This is a genomic window from Salinivirga sp. (assembly GCF_055145285.1).
Map to the genome: position 1 here is coordinate 1 of NZ_JBSRDC010000078.1, position 24,606 is coordinate 24,606.

Here is a 24,606-nt window from a genome sequence, read left to right on the forward strand (position 1 = left end):
TAATAAACGAGCAACCCTCAGCGTCGCTTGGAGCGACACCGACGGTAGTTCTTTGGCACGAACGGATTGCAACCGAATCGCTGTTAGGCGATGAGCTCAGCGAAGCTAAATCCGCTCGATCGGGGATAGATAAAACAATTGTGCGTTTGTATAATTAAAGATCATCGGCACGGAAAGAAAATATTAACCTTCATTTTTTAATATAGAAACCCAAAAAGCCATAACGGAATTGCGTTTCCAATTGGATATTCAAGGTCATCTTTGACAAGGTAAGCATGATCTAAACCTTCTATTTGTTTTTTTCCTTTACTTTCTCCACCAACCTCAAAATAGTAATCCCCATCAACTATAAAATCTGCTTCTTTACCATCAAATATGTTGTGTTTTACCTTTAACTGATTTAAGAAAAATGTTTCCCGCACAGTTCCAATGTTTATTTGGCCGGTAGATAATGCGTATAATAGATTTGGATTTTCTAAGAAAATCTTTTCCGGCTTTTGCAACAGTGCAATACTATTTCCATACGGATATAACAGGTGAATAAGTTGTGCCTGATCTAAAAAATATATATAATTTAAAATGGTATTTCGATGTATTGAACTTCTTTCTGCGAGTTTTACAAGGTTTGGTTTAAACGGAACCTGATCTGAGATAATTTGTAATAACTGGAGCATTTTTTTTGAATTTCGCAAGTCAAACCCCTTTAACTCTGCCATATCAAATTCTACAATGAGCCTTACTATCTGTTTTAAACGCCTGTGAAAACCCGGTTTATCTTCAAAATAAAAAGGATAATAACCTGATTTTAAATAATCTGAAAAGTACTCATAGGGTTTAAAAGTATTCGGAAACAAGGTTCTTTTGTTTACCCGGGGATCGAGTAGTTTTTTTAGTGATATATACTCCACATCGATAATACCATTCATTTTTAAGTATTCACGATATGATAAACCGGGCAATTGCCACATCAAAACTCTGCGACTTAAATCAACCACTTGTTTAGAAATATCAATAATAGAGGAACCGGTAAAAACCAACTGTAAGCCTTTTAATTGATCATACACATTTTTAATTTCTCTTGACCAATTAGGATATTTATGTACTTCATCTAAAAACAAATACGCTCCGCCTTCTTTGTGAAATTTCCGTGCAGTGTCAATAAGCGTATTTGTGGTAAAATACATATCATCTAATGAAAAATATGCTGCTTTATGTGTTGGTAAAGACAGCTCTTTCAATTTCTGAAGCAGCATAGTTGTTTTCCCCGTTCCTCGTGCGCCTTTAATTCCAATAAGCCTGTCCGCCCAATTTATCTCGTGGTAAAGCGAACGTTTAAATTGTGTACTGGTATCATTTACTAAAACTTCTGATTGTTCTAAAAGTTGAATCATTGCATTGGTGTTTGTGCAAATATACAAATATTTTGCACATATGGATATGCAAAAACATATTATTAGAATTGATCTGATGACTTAAAGTTACCAGATCAACAGGAAAAAAGGAGAATAACGGAAGACCCGGTGCGTCTCCAGGACGCGCCGGGTCTAAGTCGCTGCAAAAAAACAGGCCACTTATAGCAGCCTCTTTTATAGCGTTTGTGATTTTTTCTGTACATCGCGCACTGATTGCAAATCAGCGCGATCGGGGAGGGATGATATTATACTTTGCCAGATTACCAGCCAGTTTGTTAAAGATAATTACGCCATTGCTCTTAGTAACTCCGATTTTAAAAAAGGTTCTCTGAACAAGCCCAGCAATATTAGGCCGAACAGGTTGTTTACTGCAGAAAAAAGTATCATTACCCGTAAAATCGGAACTGATAAACCTGAAGTGTTTGAAAAAGTCACCGATAAATTTTTTGAGATTATAAAGCATTAAAAAACCCGGACTTTGCCGGGCTTTTTTATCTTATCTTTGTATTAACTCTTTCTTTTTTGTGTCTGGTAAATTCCCAAAAGGAGTAATTCTACTTTTATGCATAAAGCCTTCAATACTTCTATCTGCATTTCTAACATGCCACCAATTACTATAATTATTAGGTGTAAACTGAAATATCTCATCAGACATAAATTTAGCCACAATAGGTGACCCTGAACTTTTACCGTCTCTCACATTTGTATAACCATCTGGGTCATTAATTACTCCAAATCGATATAAGTAAGTAGCTTCAACTCCTTCTGCCTTTTTTAATATTTCATTATAAAAGGAAGCTCCATTTGACAAATAAATATTTGTGATGTAAACTCGTTCATCAGCATACTTATTCAAATAAAAGTATACAATCAATTCTTCACTAAATTTAACATCAATAGCGATTGAACTTGGCAATCCTTCGTCATACAATTTTGAATTGAAAATTATGGAATCTAAAGACAACTGATTATTATCTGTAAATACATTTCTTATTTTCTTAATGTTTTCAAAAAATACAGAGGAATATTTACTCGGGTTTTGAATTCTTTCCGAAAATTCGCTTTCACATTCTGAACTTAAACATTCTTCAAAAAATAAGTATTCTTCAATTTCTAAAGTGTATTCCCCGAATAAATTATACGTTTCTTTCAGAGTTACGTTATCAGTATTGAGCAAAGTGTAGAACTGTTTTACCTTATTGTAATACAGTTCCTCCCTTGATTTTTCTTGACCATTTAGTACAATAGTATACCCTATGGTTAGGATAAATAATAGTAATCTATTCATGATTTATGGATATATTTGAATTAGAGGCAAGCCATAATCTACATTTAACCTCATAGTTTCGTTATTTTGAAGAAAAATAGTTATCATATTTGAGAACCTTTGTAAATCAGCCGCACCTCCTGTCAAACCAATACAACCCGCCGTACCAGGCAAACCTCCATCTGGTTGTATTCTCAGGTATCGCCTACCATGTTGTGGGTCTGGTGTAATATCAACACTAAATCCAACTCCATCTTTTACAAATCCTTCTTTATCTCTTACTCGCCAGTTAGAAAGAGACCAATCTCCTTGAGGGGTGGGCAATAATGTTCTTGAACCAGAACGAGCAGACCAGCCATCAACGGCAACTGAACCAAACATTGTGTTTCGATACCATGTCAAGGTTCCATCAACTCTTGTTCTACCTGGTGAACGAGTGCCAGTAAATTCTAAGTAGTCTGAACCCCACCAATTTCCCCCTTGCGATTGGGCCATTTGCTCACCTTCATAAATCTGTTCTGCCAGGTATTGCTCACTTTGTGGAATTCCGGTATTCTCTGGTTCATACACAACCCCTACCACAGGCACACCATTCACATTAAAAGACCCTTCAATATTAAACCCTCCATTGAAATTCATTGTGGCGTCTCCAAAGAAATAAAAAAATGTAGACCAGTCACCATTTTTTGCTCGGAATGTTTCTAAGTCCCAATCCCACTCACCAGTTTCACGATCTCTGTTATCATGGGCTGTTTTAAGATATTTCCAGCCCAAATATACTGCCATTTGCCAAACTTCACCAGTTGGATCGTTATAAATCAGCGGATTATTATTCACATATGTATATCTGTTCAAAGCCTGAGAGCTTTGTGGATGGGATACATATGGGTCGGCATTTAAGAAACGTGCTAAGTATGGATCATATAGCCTACCTGTCATATTAATGATGTTCACTTCATCCCAGTGCTTCCCGCCACAGCGGGACAGGCTATGGCTGGTATAACCAAAATCAATTAATGTTGGTTCGGGGTTCATCGGCAAATGTTTTTCAAAGAAGGTGGTTTAAATGTAGCGAGTTTCGGGCAATGTTGCAAATCTTTCATCCGCTAAACCTTATGGAGCGGTTAAGTGGGGTACGTCTTCAACAAGTCAGGGCTTTTCTTAAATATATTTTTGCTATTGAAGTTTTGTACGGGCCGCGTGCTGGTTGTCTCGTCGCGAACGGATTACAAATCCGCTCGATCGGATAGTGGGAATCGAAACAGTTCGTTGAGTGGCATTGAGGGTGAGGTTATGGGGAATCGAAACGAACGGCCATTTCGATGCCCACAGTCCGACGCATTGGCAACTCAATGGCCTGCGGTACAATAAGGTTTTCTATATTGATCAGATGACTTAGAGTCATCAGATCAATAGCAGACAAGGCGGCACAAAAGACCCGGCGCGTCTTGGAGACGCACCGGGTCTGAGTCGCAAAAAAAAAAGAGGCCACTTTGCAGCAGCCTCTTTTGTATCTATGAGCACGGATTACAAATCCGCGCTATCGTTGCAAATTATGCTTATTCTTTCACGAAACGTGTGGTATACACTTCATTTCCACTTACAACACGCAAGATATATAAACCTTCGTTCAGGTCGGCTACATCTACACGGTTTTGGTTTATTACTTGCTCCATTACAATTTGTCCGTTCATATTATATATCTCAACGGTTGAAGCATTGTTGATACCTTTAATGAAGACTTCATTTCCGGCGGGGTTCGGATAAATATTTACATTTTTAGTGGAATTATAAATAATTCCTACTCCTGCATCAACTGTAATATTATCAACTTCCCATGTGGCAGCTTCGCTGGTTGACGACATATATTTGAATGCAATATATACACTACTTTCTCCGATATAATCGGCAAGGTCTACAGCATCGACAGTAACAAAATCCCAGTCTACACCAACTGCGCGATCTGTAACATTCAGTTCTGTCCAGTTAGCAGTTGTTGGGTCGCCGCCTCCGCTATAATCAGTAGAGATCATTACTTTTTGCATAGCGCTCACATTGGCTGAATCACCATATTTAATGGCTTCATCAAACACTAATGTTGGTTCGGGCGCTGAAGAAAGATCCAGGGCTGGTGTAATTAACCAATCTTCATTTTCATAAGCATCAGGGAAAACAAAACCTGATATTTTGGCATAACCATAACTATCGTGGTTCCAGGTTTGATCTCCAACAGCACTTACAGCTTCCATTACACTTAGGTCATAATAGAATGGCTCATAGAATGGTAATGTGCCAGTATAAGGATCAAATGCCCAATAAGCAAGATCATCTGAAGACGTTTCGTTGGCATCATTGTCAGTAGCCACAATTTTGTAGAAAATCATGGTACCATCTTCCTGTGCAGGAATATCAGAATCGGCTACATAAGTGTCGCCTGAAGAAACTGACATGTTAATAGTGTTTCCGTAGAATACATCAGTTCCCCAGTGAAGTGTAGCAGCATCAATTGTTCCGTCACCATCGGTAATGGTTGCGCTTACTGAAACGGCATCTGAAGAGGTTGGTTGCTCTGGTGTAAGTGTAATGTTTTCAATTACTGGAGCAACAAGTGCCTGACCTTCTTCAATTAAAATGTTGTCAACTTCCCATGTAGCACCGTATGAATCAGATGATTGGTATTTGAATGCAACGTAAACTGCAGCTTCTCCTGCATAAGGTGTAAGATCTATTTCGTTTACAGTTACAAAATCCCAGTTGTTGCCAGCTGAACGGCCACTTACAGAAACTTCTGTCCATGTGGCTGATGATGGATCACCTGTGCCGGCATAATCAGTTGAAACCATTACTTCTTGTTCGTCATTAATGACGTTGGCGTAATTAATGGCTTCATCAAAGACCATTTTTGCAGCTGAAACGGCTGACATGTCAATGGCTGGTGTAATCATCCAATCTTCATTGGCGAAATTACCACCATCATAACCGGTAACTTTTGCTCCGGGTTCCGGGTTACCATAGGCAGCAACTTCCCAAACCTGGTCACCTGTCACACTGTAAGTGACAAGATCTCCAAATGTACCATCGGTGAAGTCGTTTGAATACGGAAGTGTTACTACAACTGGATCAACAACGTCATACATCATTTCAGCAGTAGCTGTTTCTTGCATGTCATTATCAATGGCTACAACCTGATAATAAACAGTTGTGCCATCAGCCTGAGCTGGAATATCAGTATCTGTTACATAAGTGGCGCCAGAACTTAAAGTCATGTTAATGGTGTCTTCTAATGTTCCGGCAGCTGTTCCCCAAACGAGGGCTACTGAATCAACTGTTCCGTCAGCATCGGTTACATCTGCCATTACAGAAACTGCATCGCTTGATGTAGGTGCATCTGGTGTAATTACTACATTGCTTATAGAAGGAGCAGGCATGGCAATACCTTCTTCTACAACAAGGCTGTCTATTTCCCATGTGGCAGCTTCAGAAGTGGTAGAAGTATATTTGAAACCAACGTGTACTGAGGCTTCACCTGCATAAGCTGAAAGACTAATTTGATCTACAGTTACGAAATCCCAGGCACTACCACTGGCACGACCTGTAACGGTTATTTCTGTCCATGTGGCTGCAGAAGGATCTCCTACGCCAGCATAGTCAGCAGAAACAAATACTTTGTGATTAGTATTTACATCAACGTTTGCATAGTTAATGGCTTCGTCAAACTGCATTTTGATGTCAGTAAGTGCTGAGAAATCAAAAGCTGGTGAAATTAACCAGTCTTCATTTTCTTGTGCACCACCACTGTATCCACTCATTTTTGCAAATGTATCACCACTGTTTACATCCTGGAACCAGGCCTGGTCACCCACTACACTGTATGTGTACATGTCGCCCAGGTCAGTATCAAATACATTTACATAAGGCAATGTGGCTGAAGTTGGGTCAAACACTTCATACATCATTTCTGGAGAAGAAACAATATTACCATCATTATCTTCAGTTACAACTTCGTAATATACTGTTGTGCCATCTGCCATAGCAGGGATATCGGTATCAGTTACATAAGTTGGAGCTGTTGATACAGTCATATTGATGCTTTGATCTAATGTGCCTGAAGTGGTACCATAGTTTAATGTAACAGAAGCAATTGTTCCGTCAGCATCGGTTACATCAGCAGCTACAGAAACTGCATCGCCTGATGTGGGTGCATCCGGAGTAGCAACAATGTTTTCAACTACTGGAGGTTCTCCTACCGGCGCAACCTCAACCGAGATGTTATCAACTTTCCAGTTACGGTAATTTCCTGCACTGTAATGGTATTTGAATGCAATATAAACAGAGGCAGCATTAATGGTTGAGAGGTCAACATCACCTGAACCGGTCCATGTTTGACTCGTTCCGGGTTGTGTATATGTTAACTCTGTCCAGGTTGCTGTAGAAGGATCTCCCATACCTGAATAGTCTGTAGAGTACATAAGTTTCAGGTAGTTGTCTATATCATCAGTTCCGTAGTTGTACCATGTGTCGAAATTAATTATTTCATTCGCTTTTACACTCAGGTCCATTCCGGGTAAAATCATCCAGTCTTCTTCAAGATCTCCGGAGTTGTAACCATTGATAGCTGCAGCCTGATCGCCACCGTCGTGATACCACTCTTTAGTAGCTCCTGAAACACTGTAAGTGTACATAGCTCCAAGATCAGTATCAAATGTTTCGCTATATGGAATGCTGGCTGTTGGACGGCTTACATCAACAACTCCACTGTTGGAACTCCATGCGCCACCATCACCACCATAATAATAGTCGCCACCGTTGTATTGGAAACGTGAAGCATAGTAAACAGTTCCTAAAGGTACTTCACTACCAATGTTAGCCATAAACTCATCATTATTTCCATCATCCACGTTGTATGAAGCTGCTACCCAATTGGTCCATGTGCTGGGGTCAGTATTTTCTGTACTATAACCAATCCAGGCTTCAATTCCGGCTCCTGGATTGTTAGCATCAGCATCTGTAACACCTGCTTTGTATACCTGTGCGTAAACATCGTAAGTATCACCTTGTGTGATAGTTCCTGTTAATGGGGACTGTAGATTCACCCAACCAAGGGTTCCGTCAAGTGTGGTTGCACTTGTCGAAGGTACTGTACCATCTAATTTGAAATCGATATCGGTACCTGAGTTGGTGTATGGATAAATTTCAAAGTTGTATGTGGTAGCGCCTTCCAGGTTACTGAAAGTGTAAGTGCCCACTCCACTTGCTACGTTAATGGCACCGGCACCGTCGCTAAGGTCAGTGTCGTCTGCTTCTTCTGTGCCGTCTGCCGGAGCTGTAATAGCACCTGTGTTGGCTTTAATCAGAAATGCATCAGCTGGATCTGTGCCATCATTGTCAGTCCATGTAAGGGTTACGTTAGCAGCGTCATCAGCAGTTGCTGTAAAGTCTGCCACGTGATTTGTGGGCTCAGGGTCTATAGTGCCTCCGCCATACTCGTGAAATCCAAGGTATTCTGGGGTAGTTGCTCCAGCATTTGCCACCTCAGTAAGGGTATATTCTACCCATTCTCCTGTTCCATCTAGTACACTTTGAGAGGTGTTTCCAGTAGTTACAGAGCTTTTTCTTACAAAAGATGTTTCTCCTCCCCAATTACCACTGGCAATTGAGCCATAAATGCAGTCTATAACATCTGCCCAATCGGCTGAACCATTTAAAAGAGCAACAGGATCATCACCATTAAAATAAGTTGCTGTGGTAGTTCCAGTTGCATTAGTAACAGCATATGCAGGATCAACAGCAGAAGCATTCATATAAACCTGTGTTTCTCCAGCAGCGATAGCTCCAGATAATTGACTATAATTTGTTGCCGTACCTGTTGGAGCATCTGTACCAGACCATCTTCCTAAGTAATAAGTACTTAAATCAACAGAAGAAGCACCAAGATTGGTAATCTCAATGTACTTATTGTTTGAACTACCCTCATAGTACTGGGTAATAATGACTTGACCCGACACACTCAGAGCCGGCCAAATAAAGGCTGCCAAAAGCATGAGGGTTTTCATAGTAGTTGTTAGTTTTCTCATAATAATTAGATTTAGTTCTACATTTAATTTTATTGTTTTTGGTACTAATTAGAGCCATTTATCTTATCCAAATATTAATTCGGGATTAATTAAATGGCAATTCTTATCTGCGTTTTAAATTTATAAATTGATATTCCGTGTTGGTCTTTTCGTCGGTCAACAAATTACTTTCGTAAAAAGTTTGCCACGATTTAGGGTTGAAAAAGTCTAAATAGGTATCGCAGTCAAAGCGTTCTTTGACACGGGTTAAATACAGTTTTTGGGCTTTAGTGTAAAACAACCGGTATATTTCAGCTCCGCCAATAATGAATATGGTTTCATCTTTTGACACATGTTGTTTTAATTCATCCGGCGTGTGAATTATTGTTGCTCCTTCTGCTTCAAAGCTTTTATTCCTGGTAATGACGATGTTTTTACGGTTGGGCAAAGGTTTTTTTGGTAGCGATTCCCATGTTTTGCGACCCATCACAATGGTGTGACCCGAGGTGAGTTCTTTGAACCTTTTCAGGTCGGCTGAGATGTGCCAGGGCATGGCATTGTCTTTACCGATTCCATTGCCCAAATCGGCTGCCACAATTATTGCAATTTCTGGTTTATGCTGCTTCATACAGAAACTTTTCCTTTAATATGTGGGTGCGCCTGATAATCGACAAGTTCAAAGTCATCAATAGTAAAATCAAATATATTTTTAATTTCCGGATTAATTTTCATTGTGGGTAATGCGTATGGCTTTCGTTGTAATTGTGTTTTAACCTGTTCAATATGGTTCAGGTAAATATGTGCATCGCCAAAAGTGTGTACAAAGTCTCCGGGTTCATACCCGGTTACCTGTGCTACCATGCGTGTAAGCAGGGCATATGATGCAATATTGAACGGCACCCCGAGAAACAGATCAGCACTGCGTTGGTAAAGTTGGCAACTCAATTTGCCATTGGCCACATAAAACTGAAATAGTATATGGCATGGCGGCAGCGCCATTTGGTCTATTTGCCCCACGTTCCATGCTGATACGAGGTGGCGGCGCGAATCTGGATTTTTTTTCAGGTTTTCTATCAACTGCGAAATTTGATCGATATGTTTACCGTCCGGCGTGGGCCATGAGCGCCACTGATAACCGTATATGGGCCCAAGGTTTCCGGCTTCATCGGCCCATTCGTTCCAGATTTTTACATTGTTTTCTTTCAGGTATGCAATATTGGTCGACCCTTGCAGGAACCACAGCAATTCGTGAATAATGGACCGCAGGTGAAGTTTTTTTGTTGTAACGGCCGGAAAGCCTTCAGCAAGGTCCACCCTGAACTGGTGCCCAAAAACTGACAAGGTTCCGGTGCCGGTGCGATCAGCTTTTTCAACGCCGTTGTCGAGTACATGCTGTAATAAATTCAAGTAAGGTTGCATACCATCAATTTTTAAGGAAACGGGCATCTAAGTTAATAAAAACATTGATATAAAAAAAGTGGTTTTAGTAAAGATGCATTTTTGATTTGGGCTGTTTTTTACTTTTTTTTCCGGATGAGCAGCTTACCGGGTACGTTAGTTTCCTGAATTTCCAATAGTTCCGTGTTAGCATTCAGCAATTTAATGGTAACGCGTCTGTTATACTTGCGGCCTTCGGGGGCATCTTTACCGTTTAGTTTATTGCGGGCAATTGGTGCTTTTTCGCCCATGCTGGCAGTTGTAATGCGCGCTGAACTAATGTTTTTATCATTCAGGTAGTTTTTCACGTAGTGGGCCCTTTTTAAACCGAGCTTTTGGTTGTACTGTTCCGGACCTCTGGCGTCGGTATGGCCGGTGAGTTTGATATTAACTTTTGTGTTTTCCTGAAGAAAGTTTACCAACTCGCTGTATTCACTCATGTCTGCTTCGAAACTGTCGAAAGGCATGAAAATATTCCGGGATATCTTCCACACAGTTTCCAATTCGATATCCTCCATGGTTACTTCATTGGTAATTTGTGGGTTTTTTTTTTCTTCAGCCTCTTTTATGGTAATTGATCGTTCAATGCTTTTATATCCATCGGCTTCGATGAGGAGTTCCAGTTTGGTGCCTTCTTCGGCAGCAAGCACAAATTTCCCGGTGCGGGAGTTGGGTGTGTAAGTGCCGAACATTTCTCCTGTGTGTTCATCAAAAGCTGTAATTTCGGCACCTTTAATAACTTCCCCGTCTTTGTTTTTGGCATATCCAACATACACCATGAGTTTTGTGTGATCTTCTCCGGGCATTTTAATCATGAACAGGTCTGTTTCGCCCAGGCTCTTTTCATTGTATGAGGCGTAATAGCCTCTTTTACCATCGGCCGAAACGCTGAAACAAACATCATCGGTTGTACTGTTAATGGGATAACCTATGTTTTGCACATTGCCCCAATCGTTGGTGTTTTGTCTAAAAGCCACAAAAATATCCAGTCCACCCATTGAGCCATGCCCGGCAGAGCTGAAGTACAATCTTTTGTTGTCGGGGTGCATAAACGGGCTGTCTTCGTCAAGCGATGAGTTAATGGTCGGGCCAAGGTTTTCTGCGGCGCCCCATATTCCGTTGGGTAGCTTGCGTGTTACATAAATATCGAGACCGCCATAGCCGCCGGGACGGCTGCTGGCGAAGAAAAACTCTGTCATGTCGGGCGAGAAACAGCCATGTGTTTCCAGTTCGGGCGAGTTGATGGGATCGGGCATAATGTCGGGTTCGCTCCAGGCGTTACCATCCCACTGGCTTTCATATAGCTCGCCATTTCCATTGTCGTTGATATAAATGATGAGGGTATTTCCGTCAAACGACAGGCTTGTGCTTGCTTCGTGGTTGGGTGTGTTTACATTCGACATTTTTTTGGGTTCCGACCAGTTGTCATTTTCGTTTTTATAGGTGATGTAAAGATCGTCGGAGTGGTTTATGTCTGTAACCTCATTGCTTTTTCGGTTACTGGTAAAAATCATGGTTTGCTCGTCACCTGAAATTACCGGCGCATACTCGATGGCCGGGGTATTAATACCTTCGCGAAATTGTTGAATTTCAACATCAATCGGGTTGCTTACAATTTTTTTGGCATTTTGATTTAATTTTATCAGGCGGTCCAGTTCCTGCAGGTATTCTTCATTGGCCATATCTGCAACAGAAGCTCTGAACTTTTTGTAAAGACTATCGGCTTTATCGAAATTGTGATTGTGGTACCAGGCCCTTGCAAGGAAAACAGGCGTTTCCAACGGGGCCGATGTTTCTTCGGGGTTTTCAGGGTCGTATTGAGCTGTTGTACTTGCTGCTGCTTTTTTCAGGTGAGGAATAGCTTGTTTTTTTTGATAGCTGCTCTGCAAATAACAAAATCCAAGCTTGAAATGGATGTTGGCGTTTTCTGGTTGTTCCTCCAACAGGGGTTTTAGTATTTCTACGGCTTTCGAGAAATTCTGTTCCTGAATAAATGACTCGGCTGTAACGAATTGACGTTCAAAGCTTACGTCTTGTCCACAAAGTGATAGGCTTAAAAGTGTGAAAATAATAAGTGAAGTTGTTTTGTAGATTTGCATGATGTTGACTTTAAATTCCAAATTTAAGCACATTATTGGTTTATTGATTTTTTAGAACCCACAGTTTTGTTAATAATATTTTAACAGATACCATTTATTTTTCAATAATAAATGATTATTTAAAAGTTACGTTTCATTAAATTTGTCCATATTTAGGCAGGTAATTGAATTATTTTTGAAATAGCAAATCATAACAAAATCATATTGAAATGAAGCATTTAATTATTTTATTCGCAAGCTTGTTGCCTCTGGTAGTGCAGGCGCAAACAGTTCCCATTTACGATATTCAGGGACAAAGTTCGGCATCACCTTACGATGGTTACGAGTTAACCACTAAGGGAATCGTTACAGCTACCTATTCGGGTAGTTATTTTATACAGGATGGCGATAGTGCCTGGTGCGGGTTGTATATTTACGACAATACCAATACCCCTCAACCCGGCGATTCTGTGCAACTAACCGGTACCATACAGGAATATTACAACCTGACCGAGTTGTCAAATATTACCGCATATCAGGTAATCAATACGGGTAATCCTGTGCCGGAGCCTTTATTGATAGCTTCAGGAGATGCTACCGAAGCTTATGAAGGTGTTTTTGTAAGAGTGGAAGATGCTTTGTGCACAAATCCGGATATGGGTTATGGCGAATGGGAGCTGAATGATGGTTCCGGACCTGTAACCGTGAGCGATATGGGTTATTCTTATTCACCTACCGAAGGGATGGAATACAATGTACAAGGTCCGCTGAACTATTCATACAGTTTGTATAAAATTGAGCCACGTAATGAAAATGATGTAGAAATCAGCGAGGCACTATTCATTACAGATGGGTTGACTATTAGCAATATACAGGAGACAAGTATTACATTCTCGTGGACTACCAATGTAGCCTCAAACACTGTTGTTGCTTATGGTGAAACAGACAGCCTGGAAGTTGATACTATTGTGTTAAATGAAAGCGTTACGGAACACACTTATACGCTGGAGGGTCTTACTGCTAATACTATTTACCACGTAAAACCATATTCAATTGCAGGTGAAGATACCACGTTTTCTTCTATACATTTGGCTGCCACTAAATCAACATCTTCGGGGGCTATGAAAGTGTATTTCAATCACAGCGTTGATACCACTGAGGCCTGGCAAGAAGAGGCCGTTGCCATACCGAATGCCTTTACCGATACCATCATCAGCTATATTGATAAAGCGCAGCAAACATTGGATATTACCATGTACGACCTTGTCGATACTACCGAAGGCGAAGTAATTCGCATCATCAATGCTATTAATGATGCTTATGAACGCGGAGTTACGGTTCGTTATATTACCGATGATACTCCGGAGAATCCGCTGTTGGATAGTTTGAATTCGGATATTCCTTTGCTGAGGGGAAATGCCGAAGCCATTATGCATGATAAATTCATTGTTATTGATGTGCAAAGCATTGACAACAGTTGGGTTATGACCGGGTCTACCAACCACACCATTGCTAATCTGAATAAAGATTACAACAACATTATCTGCATACAGGATCATCAGTTGGCTAAGGGATACCTGATGGAGTTTAACGAAATGTGGGGCAGCGAAGGAGCCACACCCAATGAGGCTGAAGCACTTTTTGGAGCCAATAAAACAGACAATACCCCGCATCATTACAATATTGGAGGTGTTTATGTAGAAAGTTATTTTTCGCCATCTGACGGCACAACATCAGAAATTGCTGAAATAATTGATGCTGCCCAAAGCAGTGTGGAATTTGGTGTATTGGTTTTTACGGAAGATGTGCTGGGTACAGCCATTAAAAATGCACACGACCGCGGTCTGGATGTACGTGGTATAATTGATTATACAGGCTTTTCAGGCGATGAATACAGTTATTTATCTTCGGAGGGCGTGAATGTGTTGGCTTATGAAAATGCAGACGGTTCGGAATGGCCCGAAGGTGCAACTTTTCACCATAAATATGCCGTTATAGATCAGGCCACAGAAAATGCCGTGCTTGTTACCGGGTCGCATAACTGGTCGGCTTCTGCCGGAAGCATCAATGATGAGAATACGCTGATTATTCACGACCGAAATATGGCTAACCTTTACCACCAGGAGTTTTCAAAACGCTTTCAGGAGCTGGAGGACTTGTTAAGCATTGATGATATAGCTGATAACGGCATGTTCCGGTTATATCCCAACCCATCTGAAACCGTTCTTCATGTAGATTTGCCCCATTCGAAAAATGCTGCATACCGCATTGTAAATATGCAAGGGCGGGTGGTAATGAATGGCCAAATAGATGCCGATGAGTCTGCTATTACACATAATTTGTCGTCAGGACTATACATTTTGACTATTCAAAGCGAAAGTAAAACAGCACAAGCTAAGTTTATTGTGCGCTAAATTTGCAGCAATTGACGGTTTTTTTAGTTACCAGCTGAGTGCGTTTTCATTGTTTATGGCAAAACAAAACTAATGAAAGCTTATATTAGAAACTCAGCTGGTGACTAAGTAAAAGGTTTATAAGGGTTTCGTTTTGTACGGAACCCTTGTTTTTGTATAAACAGTTTTACGCGGTCGAAAGCCGGCTTAAAGATTCAAAAGGATTCTGATTTCTGCGGGATCCTTTTTTTTCGGCAAGTCATCGGGTGAATTGATCCTTGCCTGTTGATTGATACAAGCCTTTACGAAAATTATAAAATTACTCACCCGATGACTGTCAGATCTCAGCAGTCGCGGCTACCAATCGGAGGCCGACCCGGAGTCGGTCTCCGATTCATGTCCCAGCTACCTTTTCTTTTGGTGTTCATCTTTCTATAATTTCCAGGAGGTCGGACAGGGTTTTGCCCCGGAAAAAGTTCGGGGATTGTATATCGTCATGCACATCTTCGTACACCCAGGTAGTATGATAGGGCACATGCATGGCATAGCCACCCAGTTCCAGCACTGGCAGCACGTCAGATTTAATGGAATTGCCGGTCATAAAGAAATTTTGTGCAGATATATTGAGCCGGGCAAGCATGGTTTGATAATCTGTGATTTGCTTGTCGGGCATAATTTCGATGTGATGGAAATATTTGGCCAATCCGGATTTTCTTAATTTTCGTTGCTGATCGAGCAGGTCGCCTTTGGTGGCCACAACCAGTTCATGTGTTTCTGTAAGTTTTCCGAGGGTTTCTTCTACTTCGTGCAGCAGTTTCACAGGTTTGGCCAGCATAGCTTTTCCCAATTCAAGTATTTCATGGGTAATATGGCCGGGGAGTTCTTGTTTTGTAATGTTAAGGGCTGTTTCTGTCATAGAAAGCACAAAACTTTTTATGCCATAACCATATCGCTCCAGGTTCTGCATTTCAGTGTCAAAAAGTGTTTTTTCAATAACCGATTTGGGCGCGAAATCGGTCAGCAGGTTGTAAAATTCAGCTTCGGCCTCCCTGAAAAATGTTTCGTTGTTCCAAAGGGTATCGTCGGCGTCAAAACCAAGGATTTTAATGTGTTCTAACTGCATATTTTGGTGCTATTGTTTAGTGAATGCGGACATGGCATCTTTCATGCCAATTATATTCAGCATATTTTGCACATCTTCAGAAAAGTTAATATCGTAGTCAACCGAAAGTTTTTGTATCCTGGCTTCATTGTCGAATGCGATTAACAGTTGAATAAATGCGATATTTATTTCTTTGATTTCGTAAGATGTAATGCTGATTTTTTGTTTTGAATGGAGTGCTGTGTCAAGGATTTTTTTTAGTTCACCTGCATTTTGGACCGGGTAACGTTCGCCAAGTTTTATTTTATCGGCTTGTGGTTTTGGGGTTACTGCTTTATTCTGAGTTTTATTGTCAGCCTGTTTGTTAGGCTGTGATGCAGTTTCTTTTCCGGTATCTATTGAGTTGATGACGTTTTTAACGCCTTTTTTAAAACTTTTTTTTGCCATAGTTAAGCCAGATTTTTTTGTAAGATTTCACGTGTAAGTGCTGCATAATCAAGGGCCCCGGCACTGTCCTTTTTATACCGGTAAATGTCCATTTGTTCTACAGGGGCTTCTGCGAGAGCAATGTTATTTCTGATGACGGTATCAAAAACCTTTGCACCAAAGGCCTCACCCACTGTTTCTTTGATGTCACGGTTAAGCACTTTGCGATTGTCATATTGTGTTAGGAATAAACCACCGAGCGTTATCTTGTTGTTGAGCCGTTTACGGACAATATCGATGGTTTCCATTATTTTTTTCAGGCCGTGCACTGCGAGATATTCCGATTGCACGGGTATAAAAACTTCGTCGGCAGCAGCCAGTGCGTTCATGGTAAGCAAGCCCAGCGATGGCGGACAATCAATCAGAATAACGTCATATGGTTTTTTGACCTGGTCAATTATTTCTTTGAGCAACAGCTCTCTGGCCGGTACAGCAGCCAGCTCCAGTTCTGCGCCCGATAAGTCGAGTATGGCCGGTATAGCATGAAGGTTTTTGCTGATTTCAAATGGCTCCGGTATGTATGATCCTTTAAGGCCACCGTAGATATTATTTTCCAGCTTTTCTTCCAGGCCAAGCGATTGCGATAGATTCGATTGCGGGTCGAGGTCAATGAGCAGGGTTTTTTGTTTTCTTCGGCTAAAACCAACGCCAAGGTTGATTACCGAAGTGGTTTTGCCAACTCCTCCTTTGTGATTACAGAACGCATAAATTTTTGCCATACCAATTTCATTTGCGGGTATGCTGCAAATTACAAATTTTAAGTGAGAAAAAAACAGGTGTTTTTATGCGATTGTGCAGGATTGTTATTTTTCGAGGTTTTTCAGAAAATCATTCATTTTGCTCTGAATGGTATATATTTCCTGCATTTTTGATTCCAGCGAATTATTGAACTCTGCGATTTGTTTCCGAAGTTCAGCCACCTGTAGGTCGACAATCGAAAATTTCTTTTCGTCTTTGTTCATTTTCGATTCTTCGATTTTTGATTTTATGAAATCCATAAAATCATACAGGTAATTTTCGACGCCTACTTTTACATCGATTTTGTTCTCAAAATCGTCGTGTGTGATAAACTTGACGTCAAAACGCACTTCTTTTTCATTGATGTTCGATACAAGGTCGTTGAAATACCCCAGGTATTCTTGAAAAGGGGCCTGTAGGCTCTCTGGCATATTGAAAACCTGAAGCATTACCTTTGCTGCATCCAGTTTCTTTTTTTCGGTGGTGAGGTAATGCATGGTAGCATATAAACCTCGTTTTATAACTTTTTGTGGTGGATACTCAAAGGGGTTTTCTTCCAGGTATAATTCTTTCAGGCTTAAAAGGTCAATGAACTCAATGGGTAAGGTTTTTAGCTTACTGTAGCTGGCGTCGAGTGATTTAAGGTTTGACAGGAAGCCTATTTCTCTGGGGAATGTTGTAAAGTCGTTATGACTGATATCAAACAAAGCCAGTGATTTAAGGTGCCCGATGGTAGCCGGCAGGTCTTTAATTTGATTTTTGAGTAAGAGTAATGTTTTTAGATTTACCAGTTTGCCGATTTCTACAGGTACTTTTTTTATGTAGTTGTAACTTAAGTCAAGATGTTCCAGTTGAGTGAGTTCGCCTATCTCTGAGGGAATTCCCTCCAGATCCCGGTTAGATAAATCAAGGCTTTTAGAGTTTTTTTCTTTGGCTTTTTTGATAAAAAATACGAGCTCTTCCCTGTCCATAGGTATGGTTTTATTTATCCAAAAATACTAATAATTTGTTAAAATATACATCTAAAGCTTTAATTTACGTTAAGCACATATTTTAACTACGCGTAAAGACCATCTCTTTTGACGAAGATAGGTTTTCGGCATACATGTAGCCTTCTTCTGTGAAGTTTTTCAACTCCTCCGGTTCGGTTATCCTGTTGCGGATGATGTAGGCCGACATTAATCCCCGGGCTTTTTTCGCGTAAATACTGATGACTTTGTAAGTATCGTTCTTTAGTTCTTTAAATACGGGCGTAATTACTTTGAGTTTCAAAGCATCTGTTTTTACGGCTTTAAAATATTCATTTGAAGCCAGGTTGACTAATGTGTCGGTTCTGTTTTGTTGGGCGTGTTTATTGAGTGTTTGCGCTATTTGGTCGTCCCAGAATTTGTAAAGGTTTTTGCCTTTTGCGTTTATGAGTTTAGTCCCCATTTCGAGGCGGTAGGGTTGTATAAGATCTAATGGGCGTAAAACACCGTAAAGGCCGGAAAGAATCCGCAAACTATCCTGTGCAAATTCGAGGTCTTTTTCGTTAAATTGTTCAATGTTCAGTCCATTATAAACCTCGCCGCGAAAGGCATAAATGCTTTGCCTGGCATTTTTAAGGCTGTGTTTTTCCTCCCAGTTTTGGTGCCTGATGGTATTGAGTTCGGCAAGATTGCTACTAACCTTCATCAGTTTGGCGAGCTCGCTCTGCGATAAATCTTTAAGTTGATTCATCAACTGAGTTGCTTTGTCTTTCAATAATGGTTGGGTAGCCTTTTTTACGGGAGGGTCATGTTCAAAATCCAACGTTTTGGCAGGTGATAATATAAATAGCATTTTTATTTGCTATACATTTGAACGGACGAATTGTTCTATAATTCTTGGGTAATACTGATGCTCAAGCTCATGTACTTTTGAGGCAATTAATTCCGGGGTGTCTTCCCGGTCAATGGGTGTTGTGGCCTGGAAAAGTATTTTACCCTCGTCGTATTTTTCATTTACCAGATGAATGCTGATACCGGTTTCTGATTCTCCGTTTTCCCATACTTTTTGATATACTTTGTCTCCGTACATTCCTTTGCCCCCATAGTCGGGCAGTAGGGCGGGGTGGATATTGATAATACGGTTTTTATAATTGTTGAGAATGTGGGGAGGGATTAACCATAAAAAACCGGCAAGCACAATATAATCGGCTTTTTGTTCCAGTAAGAGATTCATAACCTTGTTTGTTTTGTACAAATCGTTCCTGTTAAATGTAAATGCAGGAATGTAATGGTTTCGGGCTCTTGTGAGGACGTAGGCATCAGTATTGTTGGAGAATATGCTGGCCACACAAATATCTTCGCTGTTCTCGAAGTATTTAATAATGGCTTCGGTGTTTGTTCCCGAACCACTTGCAAATATGGCAAGTCGTTTTTTAGGGTTGTTGCAGTTCATATCAGCGGTTTTAAAAGAGTTCTTCGTTTTGATTTTGGTATCCTTCATCAACTTTTAAAGCAGGGAGTTTTGATGCTGCTACAGCCAGCTCATCGGCTCTGTTATTGAGTTCATTATTGGCGTGTCCTTTTACCCAATGAAATTTTATATCGGGTATTTGTTTATAAATGACCAGAAAACGCCGCCATAGGTCGGGATTTTTTATTTTTTTAAATTGTTTGCGTTCCCAGTTATGAATCCAGCCCTGTTCCACGGCATCGGCTACATATTTGCTGTCTGTATAAATTCTTACGGGCATTTGTTTGGTTTTTAATTGCTCCAGGGCTACAATTACAGCCAGCAATTCCATCCGGTTGTTGGTGGTTTTTTGATACCCCTCGGCCATGGTTTTCTCGTGCTTTTTATACTGCATCACAATACCGTATCCTCCGGGTCCGGGGTTTCCTCGTGCTGCCCCATCCGTATGAATTGTAATAGCTTCTCCCATGAGTGCAAAAGTAAGTAAAATGTTGCATTGAAATACCAATTAAGGGCAACTTTGCTTTTGGAAATTGTGAAATCTAAAAATTAGTGGTTTTATTTGAAGCATTGCCAGCAGAGCCTAACTAATCGCTAATTTTCACTATTTTTGCAGCAAATTTTCGTCTTATGAGCACATTTTTATTCGATAAAACGGTTTTTGGCCCGGTAAAAAGCAGACGCCTGGGCGTTTCGCTGGGTATAAACCTATTACCAACTAATTCTAAGGTTTGTACATTTGATTGTATTTATTGCGAATGCGGATGGACAGATAAAGGCACCAATGTGGGTGTGCTTCCTACCCGCGAAGATGTAATCAGCAAGCTTGAAGGCGTTTTAACTGAGCGAAACCAGAAAAACTTACCTATCGATGCCATCACATTTGCCGGCAACGGTGAGCCCACCATGCATCCGGCATTTGTAGAGATAGTAGAAGATACCATTAAAATAAGAAAAAAGCTTTTTCCCAAAGCCCGTATTTCCATTTTGAGTAATGCTACATTGGTGCATAAGCCCCGCATTTTTCATGTGCTTCAAAAAGTAGATGATAACATACTTAAGCTCGACAGTGGAATTGAAGAAACCATCAAGAAAATTAATTGTCCGCTGGGTAACTTTAACCTTAATAAGCTCATCGAAAGCTTAAAACAGTTTGAGGGAGACCTCACCATCCAAAGTATGTTTATTAGAGGAGAATATGAAGGCTATAAGGTAGACAATACGACTGATCAGGAGATAGAAGCCTGGCTGGCAGCGCTGAAAGAGATTGCACCCAAACGGGTCATGGTTTACACCATTGCTCGTGATACCGCAGCTGAGGGCATTGAAGCTGTAGGGGAAAACGAATTGGAACAAATTGCCGAAAAAGCGCGTTCTCTCGGTATAGAAGTGCTTGTTTCACATTAAACTTTATTGTTATGAATGTTTTATTGGAATTTGCCATGTTCCCAACCGATAAAGGTGTCAGCGTGAGCGAATATGTGAGTCAGATTATTGATATGGTGCGTAGCACCGGTTATCCTTATAAACTCAGTGCAATGGGAACCATTGTGGAAACGCCTGATATGGAAGAGGCAACAGCTATTTTGAATAAAGCACAGCAGATTCTGGAGCCGCATTCTGAGCGAATTTACTGCACGGCTAAGTTCGATATTAAAAAAAGCGAAATGGGCCGCCTTGAGGGTAAAATAGCTTCTGTGGAATCGAAAATCGGAAAAGTTAATCATTGATGGTAAGAACTTTTTATCTGCTCATTTTTTTGTTGACCATTCACAGCGGTTATGGCCAGTGTGGAGTAGAGCAAAAAGTTTTTCGTGCCGGTGAAAAGTTGACCTACAAGGCTTATTTTAACTGGAATTTTATTTGGTTAGAAGCGGCTAATGTAGAATTCACAGTAAAACAACCAGCGAATAAGCGGGTTTATAATCTGACGTCAACAGGAATCAGCCTGCCAAAATATGATTGGTTGTACAAGGTTCGCGATACTTTTCGTTCGCAAATCGATATGGAAACCATGCTGCCGTACTATTATCATCGCAATACCCGTGAGGGAAGTTACAGGGTGAATAATAAATACCGGTTCAATTATAAAGATAGTCTGGTTTATACCAACACGAACAATTCTGAATTTGGCTCGGCTATTGATACCATCGCTTTTCCTAATTGTACTTTTGATGTGCTTTCAGCAATATATTACACACGAAGCCTCAACTTTGAAAACAAGGAGCCAGGACAAAAAATTCCCATTACTTTTTTTATCGGTAATGAGTTGTTGGATTTGTACATCCGTTATCTTGGGAAGGAAACCATTACCACCCGCACCGGAGATATTTATCGATGTGTGAAGTTTAACATAATGCTTGTGGAAGGAACCATTTTTGAGGGCGGTGAGGATATGACAGTTTGGGCTACTGATGACCAGAACCACATGCCTGTGTTGGTCGAAGCAAAAATTGTACTGGGTAAAGTTAAGGCCTATTTAACCGGATATCAGAATGTAAAATACCCGTTGAATGCATGGCAGGGGAAGGAAGATTGATAACTATTTCTGTATGCCTTTTACATATTCTACAGCATCCTTGTCTTGCGCTAAAATATGATTTTCGAACCAATCATTCAAAAACACGAGTAGTTCCTCACATGCTTCCGGGCCCTTTTCTGAAGCAAGGTAAGGCTGAATTTGATTAATTCTTTCAATAAAGTTTTGATGATTTATTTTGTGATCGGCAAAACCATCGTAACCCTGATAGTAAATTTCTTCATTGATGAGATGGTGTTCAGCATAATGCATAAGTGCATAAAGTAATTCGACTATTTTTTGTTGGCAAAACTCCTTGTTTAAAATATCTACCAACTGGTTGTGGATTTTTATGAACTGAAGGTGTCCTTCGTCAATTTTTTCAATCCCGGTCATAAAGTCCGGTTGCCATTGAATGTAGTCATATGCACTCATAAAGTTTCACTTTGGTCTATTTACAAAGATCATGTAAAAACAACCAAATAAAATGATATTTCTCATGTAACTTGACCTTAATAGATTGACGCATAGGTTTTGGTCGGCAGGTAATGGTTTGAACGCTCTGTTAACAACCCAATGTGTTGCGGTTTTTTTATACTATGTCAAATAACCATAGCTGTTAGGTTACTTTAATGTTTCACGAAATTATTGCTATCTTTGTGGGCTAAAATATTTGTTGATTTGCCCTATGGGATTACTGGATCAAATTGAATATCCCGACGACCTGAAAAAACTCGATAAACCACAACTCATACAGCTTGCTGATGAGTTGCGTGAGTTTATCATTGATGAAGTAAGTGCCAATCCCGGCCATTTTGGAGCCAGTCTTGGTGCGGTAGAACTCACGGTTGCCTTACATTACGTCTACAACACACCCTACGACCGTTTGATCTGGGATGTGGGCCATCAGGCCTATGGCCATAAGATACTTACAGGCCGGAAGAATCGTTTTCACACCAACCGTAAACTTGGTGGAATAAGCGGCTTTCCGAATCGATCAGAAAGTGAGTATGATGCTTTTGGCGTTGGGCATTCCTCAACAAGTATAAGTGCGGCACTGGGAATGGCCGTTTCAGCTCAGTTGCGCAACGAAGACGACCGGCATGTAATTGCAGTTATAGGGGACGGTGCACTGACCGGCGGCATGGCCATGGAAGGCCTGAATAACGCGGGTGTTCAAAATGCCAATATTCTGGTAGTGGTGAATGACAACGACATGGCTATAGACCCCAATGTTGGAGCTTTTAAAGAATACCTGACCGATATTGCCACTTCAAGGCCTTACAACAAGCTAAAAGACGAAGTGTGGAACATGCTGGGCAAGTTTAATCGTTTAGGCCCCACAGCTCAACGGCTCATTCAAAAAGTAGATAACAGCATTAAATCGTTGCTCATGAAACAGAGCAACTTTTTTGAGGCTATTAATTTTAGATATTTTGGACCGATAGACGGACATGATGTGGTACATTTGGTTAATGTGATGAACGATCTAAAAGATATTCCCGGGCCTAAGGTGTTGCATTGTATCACAAAAAAGGGCAAAGGCTTTAAGCAGGCCGAGTTGAATGCGGCTGAATGGCATGCACCCGGAAAATTTGATAAAAATACCGGCCTTAAAATAAAAGATGATGACGGTGTGCCCAAACCCCCAAAATATCAGGATGTGTTTGGGCATACGCTTTTGGAGCTGGCACGGGAAAATGAAGATATTGTGGGCATCACCCCGGCAATGCCTGCCGGTTCATCACTCCATATTATGATGAAAGAGATGCCCAACCGTTGTTTTGACGTAGGAATAGCAGAACAACATGCGGTTACTTTTTCAGCAGGATTGGCCGCAGAACAAAAAACGCCTTTTTGCAACATTTACAGCACGTTTATGCAACGTGCCTACGACCAAATTGTCCATGACGTGGCGCTGCAGAAATTACCGGTTGTTTTTTGTCTCGACCGGGGTGGTCTCGTTGGCGAAGATGGCGCTACGCATCATGGGGCATTCGATTTGGCCTATTTGCGCAGTGTGCCCAATATGGTAGTTAGTGCTCCGATGAATGAAACCGAACTGCGTAACCTGATGTTTACGGCACAAAATTATAAAGAAGGCCCGTTTTCCATACGGTATCCAAGAGGTCGCGGAGTGCAGGTCGATTGGCAACAACCCATGGAAGCGCTCCCTGTTGGTAAAGGCAGAAAAGTTTCGGATGGAAAAGATATTGCAGTTGTCTCCATAGGGCATCCGGGCAATTTTGTGCAGCAAGCTTTAGTTAGGCTCAAGACGGAACAAATTACACCGGCTCATTTTGATATGCGTTTCCTACGACCAATCGATTATGATTTACTGGAAGAGGTATTTCAAGGTTATAAAAAAATCATTACCGTAGAGGATGGTACAATTGTGGGTGGCCTCGGAGGTGCTTTGCTCGAATATGCTGCTGATCACGGTCACAATGCACAAATTGTGCGCCTGGGGATTCCCGATAAGTTTATAGAGCATGGTAAGCCTGATGAGCTTTACCGCATCTGTGGCTTTGACCCTGAAGGTATAGCTGACGCGGTAAGGGATTGTGCCGAAATAACTTGACGTTTTAAACTTGTTCTTTTGCCCTTTAACTTCCTTGAAAATTCATTAAATAGCCCGCTATTCGCAGTATTTTCAAGTTGCTAAAGAACAAAATAACTTCGT

Annotated in this window: 20 protein-coding genes; 5 read left to right on the forward strand and 15 right to left on the reverse strand. The window is 40.8% G+C overall.

Features of this window, described 5'->3' with window-relative positions; translation table 11 throughout:
* Positions 1–197: 197 nt before the first annotated feature.
* From ACTB0Y_RS16165 to ACTB0Y_RS16195, 7 genes are all read right to left on the reverse strand, one after another.
* Positions 198–1,391, reverse strand: coding sequence for an ATP-binding protein (locus ACTB0Y_RS16165; RefSeq protein ID WP_463207873.1), 1,194 nt, complete (start codon positions 1,389–1,391; stop codon positions 198–200).
* 517 nt (positions 1,392–1,908) lie between these two features.
* Complete coding sequence (locus ACTB0Y_RS16170) at positions 1,909–2,700, reverse strand: SH3 domain-containing protein (protein ID WP_463207874.1); 792 nt, start codon at positions 2,698–2,700, stop codon at positions 1,909–1,911.
* Positions 2,701–2,703: 3 nt separating this feature from the next.
* Positions 2,704–3,714: an RHS repeat-associated core domain-containing protein gene (locus ACTB0Y_RS16175; protein WP_463207875.1), complete on the reverse strand. Its 1,011-nt coding sequence runs from the start codon at positions 3,712–3,714 to the stop codon at positions 2,704–2,706.
* Between the two features lie 524 nt (positions 3,715–4,238).
* Entirely contained in the window at positions 4,239–8,753 is a 4,515-nt protein-coding gene (locus ACTB0Y_RS16180) for a choice-of-anchor J domain-containing protein (protein WP_463207876.1), read from the reverse strand.
* A gap of 103 nt (positions 8,754–8,856) precedes the next feature.
* Positions 8,857–9,360 (reverse strand): dihydrofolate reductase, encoded by a 504-nt coding sequence (locus ACTB0Y_RS16185; protein WP_463207877.1) that lies wholly within the window; start codon positions 9,358–9,360, stop codon positions 8,857–8,859.
* Entirely contained in the window at positions 9,357–10,151 is a 795-nt protein-coding gene (locus ACTB0Y_RS16190; protein ID WP_463207878.1) for a thymidylate synthase, read from the reverse strand. The genes ACTB0Y_RS16185 and ACTB0Y_RS16190 overlap by 4 nt, the downstream gene beginning before the upstream one ends.
* Before the next feature lie 98 nt (positions 10,152–10,249).
* A complete protein-coding gene (locus ACTB0Y_RS16195; RefSeq protein ID WP_463207879.1) occupies positions 10,250–12,268 on the reverse strand; it encodes an OmpA family protein in 2,019 nt (672 codons plus the stop codon).
* 209 nt (positions 12,269–12,477) lie between these two features.
* On the opposite strand from ACTB0Y_RS16195, the gene ACTB0Y_RS16200 reads away from it, so the two are divergent.
* On the forward strand, positions 12,478–14,661 hold the full coding sequence (locus ACTB0Y_RS16200; RefSeq protein ID WP_463207880.1) for a phospholipase D-like domain-containing protein: 2,184 nt from the start codon (positions 12,478–12,480) through the stop codon (positions 14,659–14,661).
* Between the two features lie 403 nt (positions 14,662–15,064).
* On the opposite strand, the gene ACTB0Y_RS16205 is transcribed toward ACTB0Y_RS16200, so the two are convergent.
* From ACTB0Y_RS16205 to rnhA, 7 genes are all read right to left on the reverse strand, one after another.
* Complete coding sequence (locus ACTB0Y_RS16205) at positions 15,065–15,763, reverse strand: HAD family hydrolase (protein WP_463207881.1); 699 nt, start codon at positions 15,761–15,763, stop codon at positions 15,065–15,067.
* A gap of 9 nt (positions 15,764–15,772) precedes the next feature.
* Positions 15,773–16,189, reverse strand: a complete 417-nt coding sequence (locus ACTB0Y_RS16210) for a hypothetical protein (RefSeq protein ID WP_463207882.1) — start codon at positions 16,187–16,189, stop codon at positions 15,773–15,775.
* A gap of 2 nt (positions 16,190–16,191) precedes the next feature.
* Positions 16,192–16,947: a ParA family protein gene (locus ACTB0Y_RS16215; RefSeq protein ID WP_463207883.1), complete on the reverse strand. Its 756-nt coding sequence runs from the start codon at positions 16,945–16,947 to the stop codon at positions 16,192–16,194.
* Positions 16,948–17,031: 84 nt separating this feature from the next.
* Positions 17,032–17,937: a leucine-rich repeat domain-containing protein gene (locus tag ACTB0Y_RS16220; protein WP_463207884.1), complete on the reverse strand. Its 906-nt coding sequence runs from the start codon at positions 17,935–17,937 to the stop codon at positions 17,032–17,034.
* A gap of 82 nt (positions 17,938–18,019) precedes the next feature.
* A complete protein-coding gene (gene yaaA, locus ACTB0Y_RS16225; RefSeq protein WP_463207885.1) occupies positions 18,020–18,787 on the reverse strand; it encodes a peroxide stress protein YaaA in 768 nt (255 codons plus the stop codon).
* 9 nt (positions 18,788–18,796) lie between these two features.
* Positions 18,797–19,387, reverse strand: coding sequence for a phosphoribosylglycinamide formyltransferase (purN, locus tag ACTB0Y_RS16230; protein ID WP_463207886.1), 591 nt, complete (start codon positions 19,385–19,387; stop codon positions 18,797–18,799).
* Positions 19,388–19,397: 10 nt separating this feature from the next.
* A complete protein-coding gene (gene rnhA, locus ACTB0Y_RS16235; protein WP_463207887.1) occupies positions 19,398–19,874 on the reverse strand; it encodes a ribonuclease HI in 477 nt (158 codons plus the stop codon).
* Positions 19,875–20,035: 161 nt separating this feature from the next.
* Between rnhA and ACTB0Y_RS16240 the strand changes: the two genes are divergently transcribed.
* From ACTB0Y_RS16240 to ACTB0Y_RS16250, 3 genes are read left to right on the forward strand one after another with little or no spacing between them, the layout of a single operon-like run.
* Positions 20,036–20,812, forward strand: a complete 777-nt coding sequence (locus ACTB0Y_RS16240) for a radical SAM protein (RefSeq protein ID WP_463207888.1) — start codon at positions 20,036–20,038, stop codon at positions 20,810–20,812.
* A gap of 11 nt (positions 20,813–20,823) precedes the next feature.
* The gene (locus ACTB0Y_RS16245) at positions 20,824–21,135 is read left to right on the forward strand and encodes a thiamine-binding protein (protein WP_463207889.1); all 312 of its coding nucleotides are present in this window, start codon (positions 20,824–20,826) and stop codon (positions 21,133–21,135) included.
* The gene (locus ACTB0Y_RS16250; RefSeq protein ID WP_463207890.1) at positions 21,135–21,944 is read left to right on the forward strand and encodes a DUF3108 domain-containing protein; all 810 of its coding nucleotides are present in this window, start codon (positions 21,135–21,137) and stop codon (positions 21,942–21,944) included. Before ACTB0Y_RS16245 ends, ACTB0Y_RS16250 begins: the two co-directional genes overlap by 1 nt.
* Positions 21,945–21,947: 3 nt before the next feature.
* On the opposite strand, the gene ACTB0Y_RS16255 is transcribed toward ACTB0Y_RS16250, so the two are convergent.
* Positions 21,948–22,358 (reverse strand): bacteriohemerythrin, encoded by a 411-nt coding sequence (locus ACTB0Y_RS16255; RefSeq protein WP_463207891.1) that lies wholly within the window; start codon positions 22,356–22,358, stop codon positions 21,948–21,950.
* 253 nt (positions 22,359–22,611) lie between these two features.
* Between ACTB0Y_RS16255 and dxs the strand changes: the two genes are divergently transcribed.
* Positions 22,612–24,504, forward strand: coding sequence for a 1-deoxy-D-xylulose-5-phosphate synthase (dxs, locus tag ACTB0Y_RS16260; protein WP_463207892.1), 1,893 nt, complete (start codon positions 22,612–22,614; stop codon positions 24,502–24,504).
* Positions 24,505–24,606: the final 102 nt, after the last annotated feature.

Excerpts from the sequence above, each read along its gene's own strand:
- ACTB0Y_RS16180 (WP_463207876.1), bottom strand. The coding sequence starts at position 8,753 with ATGAGAAAACTAACAACTACTATGAAAACCCTCATGCTTTTGGCAGCC.
- ACTB0Y_RS16255 (WP_463207891.1), bottom strand. The coding sequence starts at position 22,358 with ATGAGTGCATATGACTACATTCAATGGCAACCGGACTTTATGACCGGG.
- ACTB0Y_RS16220 (WP_463207884.1), bottom strand. The coding sequence starts at position 17,937 with ATGGACAGGGAAGAGCTCGTATTTTTTATCAAAAAAGCCAAAGAAAAA.
- rnhA (WP_463207887.1), bottom strand. The coding sequence starts at position 19,874 with ATGGGAGAAGCTATTACAATTCATACGGATGGGGCAGCACGAGGAAAC.
- ACTB0Y_RS16215 (WP_463207883.1), bottom strand. The coding sequence starts at position 16,947 with ATGGCAAAAATTTATGCGTTCTGTAATCACAAAGGAGGAGTTGGCAAA.
- ACTB0Y_RS16205 (WP_463207881.1), bottom strand. The coding sequence starts at position 15,763 with ATGCAGTTAGAACACATTAAAATCCTTGGTTTTGACGCCGACGATACC.
- yaaA (WP_463207885.1), bottom strand. The coding sequence starts at position 18,787 with ATGCTATTTATATTATCACCTGCCAAAACGTTGGATTTTGAACATGAC.
- ACTB0Y_RS16165 (WP_463207873.1), bottom strand. The coding sequence starts at position 1,391 with ATGATTCAACTTTTAGAACAATCAGAAGTTTTAGTAAATGATACCAGT.
- ACTB0Y_RS16185 (WP_463207877.1), bottom strand. The coding sequence starts at position 9,360 with ATGAAGCAGCATAAACCAGAAATTGCAATAATTGTGGCAGCCGATTTG.
- ACTB0Y_RS16190 (WP_463207878.1), bottom strand. The coding sequence starts at position 10,151 with ATGCAACCTTACTTGAATTTATTACAGCATGTACTCGACAACGGCGTT.
- ACTB0Y_RS16210 (WP_463207882.1), bottom strand. The coding sequence starts at position 16,189 with ATGGCAAAAAAAAGTTTTAAAAAAGGCGTTAAAAACGTCATCAACTCA.
- ACTB0Y_RS16175 (WP_463207875.1), bottom strand. The coding sequence starts at position 3,714 with ATGAACCCCGAACCAACATTAATTGATTTTGGTTATACCAGCCATAGC.
- ACTB0Y_RS16250 (WP_463207890.1), top strand. The coding sequence starts at position 21,135 with ATGGTAAGAACTTTTTATCTGCTCATTTTTTTGTTGACCATTCACAGC.
- ACTB0Y_RS16170 (WP_463207874.1), bottom strand. The coding sequence starts at position 2,700 with ATGAATAGATTACTATTATTTATCCTAACCATAGGGTATACTATTGTA.
- dxs (WP_463207892.1), top strand. The coding sequence starts at position 22,612 with ATGGGATTACTGGATCAAATTGAATATCCCGACGACCTGAAAAAACTC.
- ACTB0Y_RS16240 (WP_463207888.1), top strand. The coding sequence starts at position 20,036 with ATGAGCACATTTTTATTCGATAAAACGGTTTTTGGCCCGGTAAAAAGC.
- ACTB0Y_RS16195 (WP_463207879.1), bottom strand. The coding sequence starts at position 12,268 with ATGCAAATCTACAAAACAACTTCACTTATTATTTTCACACTTTTAAGC.
- purN (WP_463207886.1), bottom strand. The coding sequence starts at position 19,387 with ATGAACTGCAACAACCCTAAAAAACGACTTGCCATATTTGCAAGTGGT.
- ACTB0Y_RS16200 (WP_463207880.1), top strand. The coding sequence starts at position 12,478 with ATGAAGCATTTAATTATTTTATTCGCAAGCTTGTTGCCTCTGGTAGTG.
- ACTB0Y_RS16245 (WP_463207889.1), top strand. The coding sequence starts at position 20,824 with ATGAATGTTTTATTGGAATTTGCCATGTTCCCAACCGATAAAGGTGTC.